The 18,563-nt window shown below is 43.4% G+C and carries 13 protein-coding genes; 1 reads left to right on the forward strand and 12 read right to left on the reverse strand.

All coding sequences use genetic code 11. From position 1 onward, the window contains the following. Positions 1-81 precede the first annotated feature (81 nt). The 11 genes from trhO to D8862_RS05075 form a co-directional block, all read right to left on the reverse strand. A complete protein-coding gene (gene trhO / locus D8862_RS05025; RefSeq protein ID WP_125449011.1) occupies positions 82-1,068 on the reverse strand; it encodes an oxygen-dependent tRNA uridine(34) hydroxylase TrhO in 987 nt (328 codons plus the stop codon). A gap of 131 nt (positions 1,069-1,199) precedes the next feature. Continuing rightward, on the reverse strand, positions 1,200-1,496 hold the full coding sequence (locus D8862_RS05030; RefSeq protein WP_185760836.1) for a bacteriocin immunity protein: 297 nt from the start codon (positions 1,494-1,496) through the stop codon (positions 1,200-1,202). A 66-nt stretch (positions 1,497-1,562) separates the two neighbouring features. Next, positions 1,563-2,252 (reverse strand): CPBP family intramembrane glutamic endopeptidase, encoded by a 690-nt coding sequence (locus D8862_RS05035; RefSeq protein WP_125449015.1) that lies wholly within the window; start codon positions 2,250-2,252, stop codon positions 1,563-1,565. Positions 2,253-2,412: 160 nt separating this feature from the next. Further along, positions 2,413-3,897 (reverse strand): ABC transporter substrate-binding protein, encoded by a 1,485-nt coding sequence (locus D8862_RS05040; RefSeq protein ID WP_125449017.1) that lies wholly within the window; start codon positions 3,895-3,897, stop codon positions 2,413-2,415. 107 nt (positions 3,898-4,004) lie between these two features. Continuing rightward, positions 4,005-4,925 (reverse strand): carbohydrate ABC transporter permease, encoded by a 921-nt coding sequence (locus D8862_RS05045; protein ID WP_000818290.1) that lies wholly within the window; start codon positions 4,923-4,925, stop codon positions 4,005-4,007. 13 nt (positions 4,926-4,938) lie between these two features. Continuing rightward, on the reverse strand, positions 4,939-5,868 hold the full coding sequence (locus D8862_RS05050; protein WP_000714573.1) for an ABC transporter permease: 930 nt from the start codon (positions 5,866-5,868) through the stop codon (positions 4,939-4,941). A gap of 211 nt (positions 5,869-6,079) precedes the next feature. Next, entirely contained in the window at positions 6,080-7,195 is a 1,116-nt protein-coding gene (locus tag D8862_RS05055; RefSeq protein ID WP_125449019.1) for a DUF4767 domain-containing protein, read from the reverse strand. A gap of 113 nt (positions 7,196-7,308) precedes the next feature. After that, positions 7,309-9,189, reverse strand: coding sequence for a beta-N-acetylhexosaminidase (locus D8862_RS05060; protein ID WP_125449021.1), 1,881 nt, complete (start codon positions 9,187-9,189; stop codon positions 7,309-7,311). Next, positions 9,183-10,052 carry an ROK family protein gene (locus D8862_RS05065; RefSeq protein ID WP_125449023.1) on the reverse strand — a complete coding sequence of 290 codons (870 nt, stop codon included), beginning with the start codon at positions 10,050-10,052 and terminating at the stop codon, positions 9,183-9,185. The genes D8862_RS05060 and D8862_RS05065 overlap by 7 nt, the downstream gene beginning before the upstream one ends. A gap of 96 nt (positions 10,053-10,148) precedes the next feature. Beyond that, positions 10,149-12,794: an alpha-mannosidase gene (locus D8862_RS05070; RefSeq protein ID WP_125449025.1), complete on the reverse strand. Its 2,646-nt coding sequence runs from the start codon at positions 12,792-12,794 to the stop codon at positions 10,149-10,151. 54 nt (positions 12,795-12,848) lie between these two features. After that, a complete protein-coding gene (locus D8862_RS05075; RefSeq protein WP_125449027.1) occupies positions 12,849-14,129 on the reverse strand; it encodes a glycoside hydrolase family 125 protein in 1,281 nt (426 codons plus the stop codon). Positions 14,130-14,299: 170 nt separating this feature from the next. Here D8862_RS05075 and D8862_RS05080 point away from each other — a divergent pair, with 170 nt between their 5' ends. Beyond that, positions 14,300-16,387, forward strand: coding sequence for a GH92 family glycosyl hydrolase (locus tag D8862_RS05080; RefSeq protein WP_125449029.1), 2,088 nt, complete (start codon positions 14,300-14,302; stop codon positions 16,385-16,387). A gap of 36 nt (positions 16,388-16,423) precedes the next feature. Here the strand turns inward: D8862_RS05080 and D8862_RS05085 are convergent, their stop codons facing one another. Continuing rightward, positions 16,424-18,103 (reverse strand): alpha-L-fucosidase, encoded by a 1,680-nt coding sequence (locus D8862_RS05085; protein ID WP_185760840.1) that lies wholly within the window; start codon positions 18,101-18,103, stop codon positions 16,424-16,426. Between the last annotated feature and the right edge of the window lie 460 nt (positions 18,104-18,563).

Here is an 18,563-nt window from a genome sequence, read left to right on the forward strand (position 1 = left end):
TTTTCCTGAAAGATACAGAAACAAACTTTAGATTTTTAGATAAAAAGCATAGAAAAACAGCCCCTGAGGAGCTGTTTGATGTTATACAGTAGCGACTTGATCCAAGCTTTCACCGATAGCTGCTAGGCGCTCGATTACTTCTGCTTGTGTCAATTCTTTTTCTGAAACATAGCGGTTGCGCGGGTGAACACGACACTCGTGTGAGCATCCACGAAGGTACTTGTCTTCATTTTCTTCTGATGTTAGGATACGACGGTTACAGAAGGGATTTCCACAGTTGACATAGCGTTCACATGGTGTTCCATCAAACCAGTCTTTCCCTACGATGGTTGGGTTAACATGGTTGACATCGACTGCGATACGCTCGTCAAAGACGTACATTTTCCCATCCCAAAGTTCACCTTGAACTTCTGGGTCTTTACCGTAAGTTGCGATTCCTCCGTGCAATTGGCCAACATCTTTGTAGCCTTCACGGACCATCCAGCCTGAGAATTTCTCACAGCGAACGCCACCTGTACAGTAAACCACGACACGTTTGTCCATGAATTTTTCCTTGTTGTCACGGACCCATTGTGGCAACTCACGGAAGTTGCGGATGTCTGGGCGAATAGCTCCACGGAAGTGTCCTAGATCGTACTCATAATCGTTACGCGTGTCAAGGACAACGGTATCTTCGTCAAGAAGGGCTTCTTTGAACTCTTTTGGAGACAAGTAAGCACCCGTCGTTTCAAGTGGGTTAATGTCGTTGTCAAAGTCGTTGTCTTCCAAACCAAGGTGAACAATTTCTTTCTTGTAGCGAACAAACATCTTCTTGAAGGCCTGTTCATTTTCTTCGTCAATCTTGAACCAGAGGTCTTTCATGCCTGGTAGGCTGTGAACGTAGTCCATGTATTTTTTAGTTGTTTCATAGTCACCTGAAACTGTTCCGTTGATTCCCTCGTCAGCGACTAGGATACGGCCTTTGAGGCCGATTGATTTACAGAAAGCCAAGTGGTCTGCAGCAAATTGCTCTGCATTTTCAATTGGGGTATAGAGGTAGTAAAGTAAGACACGAATATCTTTTGCCATAAGATTTGTTCTCTTTTCTATTATTAAATTTTCAGAATTTTTCATTCAACTATACTAGTATACCCACTTGGGAAAACGAATGCAATTTATTTGACCGGAAATTGTATAGAGAGACCTGCCATTGCACTTCATCAGTAACCATAGCGAATCGCAGATAATTCTCTCAATTTTTTGATCTGCTCGGCTTGACTTTCTGATAGAATCAGCTTATTGTCAATCAATACACGTGAGATGTCAACATTCATTTGGCTCAGAATAAATGGAGTAGAGGTTCCATCGTCCTTTAATCGTTTTTTATAACGAACTAACTGATTTTTCAAAGGAGCAAGTTGAGGCGTATCCTTTATATCTTCCAATAGATGGTTTATGATAGTCATGGCTTCACAACGTCTTTCGCTTCCTCCTGCAAACCATTTTAATGGTGTCATACTCATTTCCCTCCTGAAATTCGCTTATAAATTGAAACACTATAATTCCTAACTCGCGCCAGTATTTTACCCAAATACCCTATGTAAAAAAGTCAGCAAAAATGGTAATGTTGCGAAAATATTATTAACCACATGCACCGCATAGGATGGATAAATGCTCTTGGTATAGCGGGTCAAACCAGCAAAGATGATTCCAACTGTTGCAAAGACCAAAATATCTAACAGACTAGGCAGGCTTGAAAAATGAGGGAGAGCAAATAAAATAGAAGGAAGAAGCAAATCAAGGCCAAATCGCGAATGCTTAAAGAAGGCGTGTTGAAGTAATCCTCTATAAATCAATTCTTCCATCAATGGCACTAGAAAGAACAGAGTTATATAGATACCTAGCTCTGCAAAGTTAGTCCCACTATAACCAATCAATACAGCCCAACCTTCCGCAGTTGACTGAACATGTTTAGCTGTCTGAACGTTAAAAGAGATCTGGAACACTACCACTAATACTGTCAAAATCGAATACCAAAGCCATTTTTTTCTTGGAATGCGAAAGAGATAACCATGGCCTGTCTTAACCAGAATCCAAATCATGACTCCGCTAAATAGCAAACTCAAGATATTTTGAATCCAGAAGAAATTTCCTACCTGAGAAGAAAATTGCCAATAATTTTGAACAATAGACGCCAGCTGAGAAAGACCAAATACGAAAAATAGGTAAGAGAAGACAGCACTCATTTTGAAAAGAAGACGATATTTTTTCATAATAAATCCCCTATAGATGTATGTGTATCACATCGCCAAAACTCTTAGAACTACTCTTTTCATTTTTACATCCTAAAAATCACTACCTCCCCTAGAGAACTAAGGAAGGCAGTGATCACATTTTTAGGAATTAGGAATGAATACACGAAATCAGTTTGTCTTATGATTTTTTGCTTTTCAAGAATTCGTCGTATTGTTTTTGCATTTCATCCAATACTTTTTGGTATGCACCTTCAGATTTCAATTTTTCCATCAATTCTGGAATCGCTTTATCTGGGTCTACAGTACCAGTGTTGATAGCTGTATCGAATTGTTGCATTGTGTTAGTGATTGCAGAGATTTCAGATTTTACGCTATCAGTGTTAAAGATGAATCCAAGCGCTGGAGATTCTTTAGCTTCTGCCAATTGTTTCTTAGAATCTTCGATTTGTTGGTCTGTAACGTTTTCGTTGATGTAAAGGATCCAGTTGTTACCAGTGTTCCATCCACCCATGTGAGTGTTTCCTTTGTATCCTTCAAGGACACGAACACGGTTTTCTTTACCTTCAATTTTCTCCCAGTTCTTGCCTTCTGGACCGTAAACAAGTCCGTTCAAGAGTTCAGGGTTCGTGTTCAAGAGGTTCAACACTTCCATTGATTTTTCTTTGTTCTTAGAGTTGTTTGAGATAACAAAGTTAGCAACTTGAGTTGTTTGGTTTTTCTTGATGAAGTTAGTGAATGGTTTGATTTGGATGTCTTTGTTAGCAACACGTGAGAGCAAGCTGTTACCGTAGTCAGCTGGTCCTACTGTTTCTTCACGAACGAACCAAGTGTCTTGTTGAAGGTCAAATGAAGTGTCGCTTGTTGCTACGTCTTTTGGAATGTATCCTGCTTCATAGAATTTGTGAAGAGTCTTCAAGTGTTCTTTGAAACGAGGAACGTCGTAACGGTTTACGATCTTAGTAGTATCCCCTTCAAGGTCGATAACGAATGGAAGTCCGTTTGCTACTGGGTAGTCAAAGTTTTCAGAAGGGATGAAGTTCTTAGTAACTGCAAATGGTACTACATCTGGAGCTTTTTCTTTGATTTGTTTCAAGACTGGTTCAAGTGTTTCGTATGAATTTACACCTGAAATGTCGATACCGTATTTAGCAAGAAGAGTTCCGTTGAAGGCAAAGTTTTGTGAAGATGCAACGTTAGCCGCAACTGGAACAGCGTAGATCTTGCCGTTTACAGTGTTTCCTTTGATATAAGCTGGGTCAAGTGCTTTATAAAGCTCTGCTCCCTCTTTCTTGTACAATTCTGTCAAGTCAGCATAAGCACCTTTTTGCGCGTTTACGATGTAGTTATCTGCAAAAGCGATATCGTAGTTTTCACCTGATGATGTGATAACTGACATTTTCTTACCGTAGTCACCCCATCCAAGGTATTGGATATCCAATTTAGCACCAACTTTTTCTTCGATGATTTTGTTTGCATTTTCTAGCAATTCATCCAAGTTGTCTGGCTTGTCACCGATTTGGTACATTTTAAGAACAGGTTTGTCACCTGAAGCTGAGTCAGCAGCTTTTTTGTTGTTACCTGAAAGGTTTCCACAAGCAGCAAGACTTGCAGCCAAAGCTACTACGCTAGCAGATGCAAAAGCATATTTTTTCCAGTTTTTCATGATAAAAACTCCTTTTTTTATTTTTAAACTTATAAACAATTTAATGATTTTTACTTCAGCTACTAAGATGAAGTTGGGAAGTGAGAAACGGTGTTTCTCAGTAAGTCCTATTCTTTCACACCACCGATGGTCAAACCTTTTACAAAGTAGCGTTGGAAGAATGGATACAGAATGGCAATCGGAAGAGTTGCAACCACAACCATGGCCATACGTCCTGTTTCTTTAGGAAGGGCAACACCCAGTTGACCAGAAAGGCCGACTGCTTTAGCAATGTAGTCCATATTTTGCTGGATTTGCATGAGCAAATACTGCAATGGATACAAGTTGTCACTCTTGATGTAAAGAAGGGCGTTGAACCAGTCGTTCCAGAAACCAAGAGCTGTCAACAGCGTGATGGTTGCGATACCTGGGAGCGACAATGGTAAACAGATTTGGAAGAAGATCCGGGCTTCACTAGCACCATCGATACGAGCAGATTCGAGAATGGCTTCTGGAATGGTCTTCTTGAAGAAGGAACGCATCAAGATGATGTTAAATGGTGAGAGAAGCATTGGAACAATCAAGGCCCAAACTGTGTCACCCAGTTGAAGCAAACGAGTTACCACGATATAGCCTGGAACCAAACCGGCATTGAACAACATACTAAGTAAGACGAAAATCGTAAAGAATCTGCGGTACTTAAAGGTTGTCCGTGAAATGGCGTAGGCATAAGTTGTTGTGATAAAGACATTTGTCAAGGTTCCGACCACTGTTACAAACACTGAGATAAAGAGCGCTTGTAATATCTTATCTTTAAACTGAGCCAAAAACTCGAAGCCATCTAATCCAAACTGTGATGGGAAAAAGCTATATCCATGTTGAAGGATGCTCTTTTCATCTGTGATGGAAATCATGATGACAAAGATAAAGGGCAAGATACAAGAGAGAGCAATCAATCCAGAAATAATACTGAAGAAGATGTCTGCCTTCTTACTAAAGGAGTGAATGCCGACATTATCAATTTTTGCTTTTTTAATTTTTTCTGCCATGCTTTCCTCCTTTCTAGAATAGTGCTGAATTTGGATCGACTCGTCTTGCAAGTATATTTGAGAAGATAACGAGAATCAATCCGACAACTGACTGATAAAGACCAGCTGCTGATGCCATACCAATATCTGCTGTCTGAGTCAAACCATTATAGACATAGACGTCTAGTACGTTGGTTACATTGTAGAGCTGACCAGCATTGTGAGGGATTTGGTAGAAAAGACCGAAGTCTGCGCGGAAAATGTTTCCGACTGCAAGGATGGTCAAAACGGTTATAAGCGGTGTCAACTGTGGAATCGTTACGTTGCGAATCCGTTGCCACTTGCTAGCCCCGTCCACTGTTGCTGCTTCGTAGTAGGTTGGGTCAATCCCCATGATAGTCGCATAGTACATGACACTGCTATATCCAAAGCCTTTCCAGATACCTAGGAAAAGGAGGAGATATGGCCAAATACCCAAGTCAGCATAGAAGTTGATCCCCTTCACACCAATGGTTTCCAAGAAACGGTTGATAACCCCTTTGTCGATGTTTAGGAAAGCATCTGTAAAGAAACTGATGATAACCCATGACAAGAAGTAAGGGAATAACATAGATGTTTGGAAGATTTTAACCATTCTCTTAGAACGAAGCTCACTGAGGATGATGGCAATACCCACTGACACAATCAAACCGATAAAGATAAATCCAAGGTTGTAAAGAACGGTATTACGAGTGATAATAAAAGCATCTTTAGAACTAAACAAGAACTTAAAGTTATCGAAACCAACCCACTTACTATTCATAATACTGTGGATAAATCCTTCACCACTCATATGGTAGTCTTTGAAGGCGACCACATTTCCAAATACTGGGATATAGAAGAATAGAATCAACCAAAGTGCCCCTGGTAAAACCATCAAGAGAAAAATCCAGTTATCTCTCAAGGTCTTTGAAAACTTTTTCATAATTTCCTCCCATTTTATTCCTAAAAACTGATTTCATCGAATTTTTAGGTTTGATAACGATTACATTATTAGTATACTCCTATTTGAAGGTCAGGTTAAACTACTAATTATAGAAAAAACTCCACAAATTATTTTATGTGGAGAAGTTTTTTATATAAGAAGGATGTTTCACGAGAAACGCTTTGCATGCGATAAGTATATTTCCTCTTCACTAATTGAAAACTTGTTCCAATATTGGGTGATGAAACTCGACAAAATGAACCTGGGCATTTATGATAGCACCTGATTCATTTTTCTCAATCTCTGGCTGTCCTTCTGTGTGTAAAAGAGCAGGATTACCATCCTTGTAACCAAAGAGAATCACCTCTGTCCCTGCTTCATTCACATAGCAAGCTAGGATATCGAACCGCCTAGAACCTGAACCTGCAATATAGCCATGCCATTTAAAAGTATAATTCACCCCATCTACTTGTCCAAATTGCATTATCTGGTCTGGCACTGCAAGCCCATAGTAATTACCATAAGTGGCCAAATTGGTTGACTTGAATACTTCACCTTTACTATCCGAGTAGGATTCCATGGCTTTTTTTATCTTGTCTCTTAGAGACCTATTGTCTACAACCGGCTTATCCTCTATAGTTACACTAGTTTTGGAAAGAAACTCCTTAAAACGTTGCGCTAAATCTGTATTTTCAGTCTCTTCAAAGTTTGCAGTACTGATAGTTTCTAGCGTCTTATCTGTATGCAAGACCTGTGCTTGCCCATCCTTCAGTGTAAACAAGTAGAAATGTTTGTTCTGCTTGTCATAGTAAGCATCTAAAATCAAGTAGTCATAAGCATTGTCACTCGATACTCCAAAAACATTCCATTTGACACTTTTCTGAGAGACTGTTGTAGCTTCTAATTTTTTGATTAGTTCATTTTTTTCATCAAAGTTTGTATGCTCTAGTCTATGATAGGACTGCCCCATAGAAGAAGCCCAGCTTGCAAACTCTTCCTCCCACTTTTCAGTATTGTATTGAATTAGCTTCTGAAAATCCGAGTAGTTCTTCATAATCAAGGCTTGGTCAGTCGGATTAGATAACTCGAGTTCTTCCATAGCTGCAACCGTAGCAGCCATGGGTGACTGAACAGTTGTATCCTTGGATTCTTTTTCGTGCGAAAGAGCCTTTTGATAGGAATCTGCTAAATAGTGAAAATAGTTGATTGTCTCCTTGGTTTGTTGCTCCCTTGATATTGACGGACTAGGTGCTCTATCCTCTGTCGATTTATGGCAGGCAGATAAGACTAGCACACTCGCACCTAGAACTAGTAGTAGCTTTTTCATGTTCAAACCTCCAAACTATCCTTATACCTTCATTATACTCCTTCCCTATCTCCAAATCAAAAAAACATCTCCATGTATTTAAAAGGAGATGTTTAACTATCTGTGATAAATTTCTAGGTTGTATAAATCGTCGATGCGGTCGCAATAGTGTGCCACTGGTTAGCTGTAGTTGCTGCGAAATCCTTGTCTCCATAAAAATCGTTAAATGGAAGGATTTCGACTTCTAATTCTTCAATGCGGTCAATCTGACCTGCCAGATAAGTCTCGATGCGATTTTCAGCTCGCTTGATGCGTTGCAAGAGTCCACCCATACGGATATCGACCGTATCCAAACCAAATACCTTGTTTTCTTTCAGCCATTGGTGGCTAAAGAGGGCATGGAAGTGTTCGATTTGGCTTCTGAGTTTTGGTAATTCTTCTCTGGCGATTTCTTGCAAGCTGACTTTGTCACCGGCTTTATAAGTTTCACGGATGCGTCGTCCAACATCCACTTTGCTACTTAAAATAGCATTCAACTGAGCCTGAGTTTCAAAGAGATAGGCGTAGATGCCTGCTTTTCCTTTGATTTCAGAAAGAGTCTCCGCAGCATGCGCAAAGTGGGGCTTGTCCTGTTCAGGTGTCATGTGCTTGTCAAGAATTGGGCAGAGCACATCCTGATAAAAGACATAGCGATTGGGATTGATGCCACTGAGATTGTCTGGTAGATCTGGCAAGAGGTTGGCAAGGTCAATCTGCATAAATTCCTCAACTGATAGACCTGTAGTGGTCTTGAAGTGTGCAGACAAACGGTCTAGGTTATCACGGTAGCTGAGTTCTGCCCAGATTTGCAAGCTTGGTAGGATAGAAAATTGGGCAGTTTCACCACCATTATCTCCCCAACCCGTCACAATGACTTCTTTTATCTGATTGGCACGACAGGCTTTATTGGCCTCCATAGCGATGAGACGGCTGAAATGGTTGTTGGGTGTGAAACCAATCCACTTCCAAGCACCACCTGCAAAGGCGATATCTTGGCTAATCTTGTGGTGATTACGGAAATTACGATTGTACTTTTCTTCGCTATCTTGGTAATAATCCCAATAAACCAAGGTTACACGATCTTTGAGACGGTCTAGGTAGACACGAGTTTCCTCAGGAATTTCCACATCGCGATCGTACTGGCCATCTGCTGACATGAGTTTGAAGAACATATCGCTCCACATTTGGCAGTGGAAACCATACTTGTCTGCGATATCCAGCACGCGCTCCAAGTGTTGACACATGAGGAGACTACGGTCCACAACACCGTTCAAAATGAGGTAGCGCCCCAAACCAACCAAGTGAGCTTCGTCCATCCCGATATTGACCTTGCATGTCTGCAATTTAGACAGAGTGGCAAACATCCCATCAATCAAATCATAAACTTTTTCTTCGCCAATGAGGAGAATATCTTCTACATCACGGAGTTCCTGCACTTCTTTGACACCCCATTTGACAAAGGCTGACAAGTGGGCCAAGGTCTGGATGCAAGGCACAAAGGTCATGTCAAACTGCTGGGCGTAGGCTTCTATTTCCTGCAACTCCTCAGCCGAATAAGCTCCACGGAAGTAACCAAAATAAGGCTGCCCCTCAATCTGATAGGTGTCTTCCATGTAAAGTTCAAATGTTGAGTAGCCCATGAGAGCCAAGACCTCAATCATCTGCTTGGCAGAAGCGACATTCAAAACTGCATTACGCGAACAGTCTGCCATGTAGGCCAACTCTTCGTAAGCAGCTTGTTCTTCAATCTCTACCTTATCACCTTCTGCTAGAGCTGTTGTCAACAAGGACAAGGCACGGTAAAGTTGATGGGGTTTGCGATAGGTTAGTTGATAATGTCCATCCTCACCCTTGATAGAGATAGAGGCTTGATCAGACTGAGCGACTGCAACTTCCACATCTGGTAAAGAGATATGCTTTGTCAGCAAGTCGATTGCCTGAGTTTGTTTGGGACTAAGTCCTGTAAATCTTACCACTGATTTTCCTCCTGTAGCCAGTTGACAAGGGCACCATAGAGATTGGCATCTGCATGATAGGTGCAAGCTTGGATAACTGGTGCGACCGTGTATTCTTCGTAGGTTTCGACAAATTCATCGACAGCTTGTTTGACTCCTTGGATGAAGTCTGGATTTTGACTGATAGAGCCTCCCAGACTAATGATATCTGGGTCGATGAGATACTGGATATTGAGCAAGCCTTGAGCCAGATTACGGTTCATGCGCTCAATGGCTTCTTGACAAAGGGCATTTCCGACTGCAGCTTCTTGGTAAATCTTGCGACCATCCCAGTCAGTCTGACCAGATTTTTCAATTACATAGCGAACCATGTTTCCAGTTGACGCTAGTTGCGACCAGTTGTTAAGCTTTTCAGCTGGTTCAATGGTTGTCATATAGCCAAACTCACCACCCAAGCCGTGGCGACCACGGTGAAGTTTGCCATTGATAATCATAGCTCCGCCGATTCCAGTCCCAATCACGACACAGGCTGCATTTTCAATCTCTGGATGAGCCAGCAATTCACTCAGTCCAACACAGTTGGCATCATTTTCTAGATGGACAGGTAGCTGATGATGAGCAAGAGCCTCATACCAAGAAAAGCCATGGATGTAAGGTACGGCACTGATTCCCTCAATCACACCTGTTTCTTGATTGACCGCTCCTGGAACACTCATAGCGATCCCACTGTAATCCTGTTCTGCCAAGCGTTGGTCCAACCAAGCCAATAAATCTTCTAGAGTTTCTGGAGTTGGGGTGCTGGTCTTATCTAAAATCTTTCCATCAGGAGTCAGACTGGCAAACTTAATCCCAGTTCCTCCAATATCAATGGTTGCAATCGTCATATTTTCACCAAAAAAGGGGCGAATCAGTAGTCAATCCTTACTCTTTCGTCCCTCCCTTCTATCTCATAGTATTAGTTATAGAACACTTTAAAACTATTAAATTTCTTCTTTTTTAATCAATTCTGTGCGAATTTCTTGTGGAGCCAATAGTCCTGAATGAACTGGATATGGTCGTTCAAGTAAGTCAAGAATGGTTTGTTGGTGTTCTGATATACGCACATTTTCTTGGCTCATATTGTAGTAACGGAGTACATATCCTTCTTCATTTTCCGCAACTTTAAAGGCTGTCGGGCAGACTTGTGGTAAGCTGAGCGCTGCATGGCTCAAGAGGCTACCTGTCGCTGCCACACTTCCTTCTTGTTTAGCAAGCTGAAGACTGGTAAATGGTGTTTGGAAGGCTTTGGCACGACGGAAGGCTGAGAAGCGTTCTTGTGCTTGGTGGCATTCAAGCACAAACTCGACTTCAAACTCACGCAAGCACTGAGCCTCTGGCGTTGGGAAGTAACCCCAGTCACCTAGCTCACCTGAGGCACGAAGAATGGTCACTGCAATGGTATCATCGCCAAGGATTTCATACTCGTGCAGTCCTTTATTAGCCACCGTCACTCCTTTTTCATCATCATAAAGGCTGACAAAGGCTTGTTGGTGTTGAGGATTTTCAGGATTTTCCCATGAAGCCGCTGGTTTATTTGGTCGTGTCACCACCTCATAGATGCTCTCAGAATCATTGCTTGGACGCGTATTATGAGTCTTGACCAAGAGACGGATACGGTGGTCTTTGGCGGTGTTAGTAAAGCGAGTCTTGAAGCGAATCTGTGGATTGTCAACAAAGACGGTCATCTCTGTTTCAAGAAGAATACTTGTCAATTCTTCTGAGCGCCCAGCTTCACGCGTCATAAACTCGATGATGCCTCTTTGTTCTGCATCCAATTTTTCGTCTGCACTTACTGGAATTGTCAATTCATGCTTGAGCAAAATCTTGGCAAAACGAGCTGTATTTTCCAAGACCTCATAACCTTTCAGCTCGGCGTAGATAGGCTCTGTTCCTTTTGGTTGGAAGTAGATATACTCATTTCCGATGTCACCACGGTCTTCAAAGCGAAGAACATCCTCATACGCTTCATGAGTTGTCTTGTCATAAACTGTGATATTTTCATCCACACTGACCGTTACAAATGGCGTATCAATTACTCCATTTTGGTAAATACCATCACGGTGTTCTTGCTCTCCTTCAAGCAATTGGAAGGTTGTCCAAGAAAGTGGTGCCAGGTGAACAGGCACTGTCACGCGCACTTGTCGAGCGATACGAGCCTGGCGGAACTTGTCTTTTGGTAAATCATACTCAAAATTAGCTCCCAGATCTTCGATTTTCGCTTCTACAGCATGCCCTTCCAAGTCTTCGACACGGTAGTTTGGCAAGGTCAAGGCTGCCATTTTCTTGTAGCCTTCTGTTGGGTGCAATTCTTTGAAATCACAAACCGCCACATCAATCACTGTGCTGACAGTGTCAACCTTGTCATGCAAGCCTGTGTTGATGACCGTAAAGAGATGATCGCTTTGGGCTTCGTGAGTTGCAATTTTGCCCTTCCACTCGTTGAGAAGATTGGTCTTAACAAAGTTTCCGACTTGGTTGACCTTGGCAAAACGCGTTTCCATCTCACGGTGAACCTCGTCCACGCTACAGCCACAGATACTGTCATGTGGCGCATTTTGTAGAAGGACTTTCCAAGCATAGGTCAACTGGTCCTTGTGGTTGTGGCCGCCAGTGATGACGGTCAATGGTTCCACCACTTGTTCTAGGAGGTTGCTATTTTCTTGGAAGGCTTGTTTGAGGTAAATGCGGGATGAAGAAGTGTTGGCAAGTGTGTACCAACCGTCTGTTTCTTGACTCGTCAACTCACCCGTAACCGTAGATAGTTGCTCTGGCAAAGCACTTTCTACTGCATGGACATAGTCATCAAAGGAACTATGCACAAAGGTCACATCTGGGAAGAGTTCATTTGCCACACGAATGGCCTCACTCAGATTTCGCTGTACAGGCTGGTGGTCACATCCGTTCATCATCAACCATTGGTTGGTCGAAGCGTAGTCACGCACGTCTGACAATTTTTGTTTCCAGAAGGCCAGGGCCTCATCCTTATCAACAGGGATTTCATTCCCATTACTATACCAGTTGGCAAAGAGGATACCGAGGACACGACTTCCGTCCGCACCCTGCCAGTACATTTCTGAAAACTGGGAAGTGAACTGCTCATCTTCGAGGACTTGGTTGTCAAATCCAATCGGCTTGACACCACGACCAAAGGCCGCCACGTGAATACCTGATTTTTGTAGGATTTGGGGAGCTTGTCCCATATTTCCAAAGGTATCTGGGAAGTAACCAATCTGAGTGGATCTGCCCCATTTTGCACATTCTGCTTGACCAATCAAGGTATTGCGGACGTTGGCTTCACTTGAAATCAAGTAGTCATCCTGCAAAATGTAAAAGGGACCAATTTTGAGTTTGCCTTCGTCAATGTAACGTTGGACTTTGTCGCGATTTTCAGGGCGAATCTCCAAGTAGTCATCCAGGACAATAGTTTGTCCATCCAAGTGGAAACTCTTGAACTCAGGGTCATTTTCAAAGAGATCAAAAAGATTGTCAAACAATTCCACCAGCTGCATCCGATGGCTTTCAAAAGGCAGATACCACTCACGGTCCCAGTGACTGTGAGAGATGATATGTACAACAACATTTTCCATGAGTAAAACCTCATTCTAACTTAAATTTTTATTTCTATCTAACTAAAGAACTGACTAGCGGATATCCAGGTAATCCAAAACTAACTCACAGAACATCATGTTGGCCCAAGAGAACCATTCACGTGAGTAAAGCGTTGGGTCATCCACGTGGAAGCTTTCGTGCATAACACCTGTCCCACCATCGCAGGCAACCAGCTGATCGAGCAAGAATTTCTTCTCTGCCTTATCTCTTGTTGTCAATCCTTGGATAGAGAGGGCAATCGGCCAAATATAGCGATAAAAGGTATGAGAACTTCCGAGACCACTAGCATATTCTCCTTGGTAGAAATATGGATTTTCAGGGCTTAGAATGGTGCGACGAGTTGCTTGATACACTTCGTCTTCAATGTCGCAATAGCCCAGATAAGGCGCCGCCAACAAACTTGGTACGTTTGGATCATCCATGATGCTAGCATTTCCTAGGCCATCCACTTCAAAGGCGTAAATCTTTTCACCCTTGCTGTTAGTTGTGTGGGCGTAATTTTCGATGCCTTCTTGGATTTCAGCTTGCAGGCGTTTAGCATCTGCCACGATGTTTTGGCTATCAGCTAGATCCAGTTCTGCAAAGATTTTTTGCACATAGCCCAAGACAACTACGGCAAACATATTGGACGGAATCAAATAGCTATACTGGCAGCAGTCATCACTCGGACGAAAAGCTGACCAGGTCATACCTGTCACTGCAAAGGCAGGTCCAAAGCCATCATTTACTAAGGTGTCTTCCTTGCGGTCCGTATCACGGACAAAACGATAAGGAGAGTTCTGGTGGTCTTGTTCCACCGTCCACAGATGAAGAATTTCCTTGGTCGCTTTGACAAAAGTCTCATCAAACTGACTAGTCTCTCCAGTCTCTTTCCAAAGGAGATAAGCCAGTTGCAAAGGATAGCAAAGTGAGTCCACCTCATACTTGCGTTCCCAAATCCAACCATTAAGGTCTGTGTGATCAGTCTCATGGTGCCCCTTCCAATTCTCCTCAATGTTAAAGGAGTTAGCATAAGGATCCTTGAGCACCAAGGTCATCTGACGCTTGACCAAACCTGCAATGGTCTGACGCAAGAGAGGATCTCTTTTAGCCACATGAAGGTAGGGTCTGAGTTGGGCTGTCGAATCCCGAAGCCACATGGCAGGAATATCCCCAGTCAAGACAAAAGTTGAGCCATCTTCTAAGATTTCAACCGTATTGTCCAAGGTGTCTGTATAGCAACGCTCGAAGACATCCACCCACTCCGGATGGTCCTTAGCCCGCTCCGCTACTTCGTCCAGCCACTCTCTAACAATTTCTTTCGAATAAATCATCGTGCAATTTCCTCTTTCAAACAAGTTTCATGTTCAGTATATAGTTTTTGAGAAAGAAAATACATACACAAATGATAGTCATTTTTCTACAAAATTGCTTACTTTCGCCCCCCATATCTAAAGACCTCATTTTTCTGATATAATGTAGAAAAACAGCTGAAGGAAATACTATGAAACCACTACTTGAAACCATTGATACCCGCTTTGGGACTGCTAGCAAGCATGCCTTTTCTCGGGGGAATACCCTGCCTTATACAGGCGTGCCTTTTGGGATGAATTATTTTGTGCCCCAGACCAGTGACCAGGAGGGAGCTTGGTTCTTCGATCCGCATCTACCCACCTTTCAGGGGATTCGCTTAACCCATCAGCCTAGTCCTTGGATTGGTGATTATTCTTGGTTGCTCTTAACACCCGTCACAGGCAAGCTTGGGGGAGACAGTCTCTTTCACCGCCAGTCTTCTTATGATATAGATAAAGCTTGCTTCCAGCCTCACCATTTGAAACTCTTTTCTCTGCGCTATCAGATTGAAACCCAGCTCACACCGACTTGCTACGGTGCTTCTATTCGTTTAAAGCAAAAGCAAGGCAAGGCCCTCTCCCTCTATCTTCACGCAGCAGATGACCTAACAGTTGAGCAGGTTGATAAGCGGACTCTGTCCCTCAGACAAGAAGGCAAAACAGAGACCAATAAAAATCCGCTGATACTCTTCACTGCCCTACAAATGAATACGGAGATTCTTGCTGTCAACCAAGAATACGGAGACTGGCGAATTGACCTCGCAGACGGTCATGCGGAAATCCAGCTAGCGACTTCCTTTATTTCTCCTTCTCAAGCGCTGCTTAATCTACCTCAGACGGACTTTGATAGCTGTAAAGCAAATGCCCAAGCAGACTGGGAAAACCTCCTCCATCGTTTTGATGTTATAGAGACCGGGGAGGCTGACCGAACCTTCTTTGACCACTGCCTCTACAGACTCTTCCTCTTCCCACAGACATTTTATGAGTTGAACGAGTCAGGGCAGGCCATCCACATGGATTTGTCTACTGGTACTGTCAAACCTGGCGTCCTCTTCAGCAACAATGGTTTCTGGGATACCTTCCGCACCACCTTCCCCCTCTTTGCCCTTATCATATCGGAACACTATCACCGCTTTTTAGAAGGTTTCCTCAATAGCTACCGCGATACTGGTTTCCTGCCAAAATGGCTGGCTCCAGATGAGCGTGGCATGATGCCTGGCACTCTTTTAGACGGCATTATCGCAGATAGCGCCTGCAAGGATATGGCTCCCGACTTGGAAGAAGAACTCCTCCAAGCCATGCTGGAGACAGCCACCAAGTCCGACCCTCTTGGCATCAATGGTCGCCATGGACTAACCCAATACCAAGAGTTAGGCTACCTCTCTACCGACCACCACGAAAGTGTCAGCCACACGCTAGACTACGCCTATAGTGATTTTTGTATCGCCAGCTGTTCCGAAAAACTTGGTCAAAATGACATCGCCCAGACTTATAAGGTCGCATCGCAGAATTACCGTCATCTATTTGATACGAAGTCAGGCTATATGCGTGCGCGAGATCGTCAAGGCAACTTCCGCCCTGACTTCTCTCCTTACAGTTGGGGACGCGACTATGCCGAATGTTCTGCCATTCAAGCGACTTTAGGCGTCCTCCACGACATCCCAGGTTTAATACAACTTATGGGTGGAAAAGAAGCCTTTAGCCGCTACCTTTTGAAAACCTGTCAGGATGCTCCTCTCTTTGAGACAACTGGCTATGGTTACGAGATTCATGAAATGAGCGAGATGGCTACCGCTCCTTTTGGGCAAATCGCTATTTCCAACCAACCTAGCTTCCACATTCCTTATCTCTTCCGTTACAGTAACTATCCTGAATACACTAGCCTTCTCATCAAGACGCTACGTCAGAAGGCCTTCAAACCAAGCTGGCAAGCCTACCCTGGCGATGAGGACAATGGCAGCCTCTCCGCCTGGTATATCTGGTCAGCTCTTGGATTCTACCCGACCTGCCCAGGAAAACCAAGTTACGACCTCGGAATCCCCCTCTTTGATCATCTCCGTGTCTACCTAGCTAAAGAAAATAAATGGCTAGATATCCATGCCGAGCAAAACTACAGCCATTTCAACTTTGTCAAAGAATGCCGATTGGACAATACTCCAGTATCTAGCCTTCAACACCAAGACCTATTGAAAGCTGAGCAACTGACCTTCACCCTCAGCTGGCTACCAAATCACTCATAACCAAAAGAACCTTTGCATCGCGCAAAGGTTCTTCTTTTATGAAACTTGGACTTGGAGTTGATCAATAAGATGACCATCCACCATTAGGTTCAGATAGAAATCCAAGGTTTTATCTCCTGCAAAATACAAGGTTGGTAGCGTTAGCCTTTTTTCAGTCTCGCCAACTTGAAACGCAAGGACTTGAATCTCGTCCCGATAGGCGACACCATGCACACCCGTCCCTGGTTGAATCGAAATCTTAGCTTCCAAAGGACTGCTAGATTCTCTGCGTCTCACTGTAAAGTGGACATTTTCTCCCTTTGCCACAGCTAGACTTTTTTCTAAGAACTCTAGTTGCTGAACAGCTTCTTTTCTCGACAAGGTAGGTGTTTTATAGAGTGAAATCTTGGTCAACAAAGGCAAAGCCTGTGCCTCTGTAATGATGACACGAATCTTCTGCGCCTTAACGACTGATCCTCGTAAGAGGCGTTTGTAACCAACAGTATAGCCGGATCCAAACTCCTGCCAAACACCATCCAACTCTACCTGAACACGGAAAGCAGCGATGCGTTGCCCCAGCTTCAAATCTTCTCTTAACTCAATCACATCAAAAGTTTTAGGTGCCCCTAAATCGAGCTCTAATTGAACTGGCAACTCTGCATCACTTGCCCATGAACTGGTCTTCCGTCCATCTGTCAGGTGAGAACAGGCAAAGTCTGGTGATAGAGCCGGACCAGATACCTTGGCTCCCAAAGCCAAATCTTCTTTATAGAGCTCATCACGGTAGGCAGCAAATTCATAGAGACGCTGGATATCCTTTTCGTCAAAAAGTCCATCTTGGTTCGGTGGGATATTAAGCAAGAGTGGTGTACCCCGCCCTACTGAGTGAAAGTAGATTTCGGCCAACTCCTCGAGAGACTTAGGATCCTGATCCTCATGGTAAAACCAGCCCGGGCGAAGGGAAACATCTGCCTCACCGATTGAAAATAGCGTACCTGAGGGGTCTCCGTGCTGTAGATAATCTAATTCCGCCTCTGTCCCCAACTGGTCCGGCTTGACTTTTTGCCACAAGGGATCCCCTGCATAGCCTCGTTCATTTCCAATCCAGCGAATACTAGTTCCCTCAGTTGAGAAAATCAAACAATCTCCCTGCAATTCACGAATGGTTTCAAACCAAGTCTCAAACTCATAGTTGACCTTTTGAGCGCCCTCTCCTCGAGCACCATCCATCCACACCTCAGCGAACTTGCCAGCATTGCCATAGACAGGATTTGATAAGATTTCCTTCAACTGAGCCAGATAATAGGCATTGTAGTCCGCTTCTCGGTCCACGTGATAGAGGGAACTGTGGGCATCCCAAGGAGACAAATACACTCCCAAATCCATGTCAAACTCAGTTGCGGCTTGGGAAACTTCGAGAAGCAAGTCCCCCTTTCCATCCCTCCAAGGGCTAGCCTTGACCGAATAATCTGTGTGGGCTGTCGGGTAGAGGACAAAGCCATCGTGGTGCTTGACCACCAAAATCAGTTTTTTTAAACCTGTTTCTTTGAGCACTCGAACCCATTCACGCGCATCCAACTTGGTCGGGTTAAAGCGTTCAGGCTCCTCCTGACCTGTTCCCCATTCCTGGTCATAAAAGGTATTGGGGCCAAAATGGATAAAGGCAGCTAGTTCATCCTCTAAATAATCCAGCTGGGCCTGACTTGGTAATGGTCCATGTGGTTTTATTTTCATCATCATCTCGTATCTCTTTCTCTTGTTCATAAAGTTATCCACAACTTGTGGATAAGAAAACGTGCCTAAAAACTAATTTCTCCAGAATCCAGCTCTTTGACTTTGAACCTATCACCTTCAGCAAACTCTGCTCAAATCCCCACTGCACTAGGATTTCTACTAGAAAGCTGGCCAGTTACTAGTTGCCGGTACTATTATCAAGAACCCTCTAGGATATTAGCTGAATGTCCTGCTCTCCCCAGACTTATCCACAACTTGTGAATAAACCATTCTTTCTAGTTGTTGCCTCGTTGACTATAACAAAAAATCTAGGTACCGTCAATAAGACTAGGCTGTCTTCCTAAATACTCAGAAAAGATTCTATAATTTGTACAATATACATTTTATGCCATTCGAAAGAAAGGCTTTCAGATAGATTTCATATAATTTTCTAAGCGACTTTCAATCACTGCTCCTCTCAATT

The organism is Streptococcus oralis, from assembly GCF_003942585.1.
In the GTDB taxonomy this organism is placed as follows: domain Bacteria; phylum Bacillota; class Bacilli; order Lactobacillales; family Streptococcaceae; genus Streptococcus; species Streptococcus oralis_BE.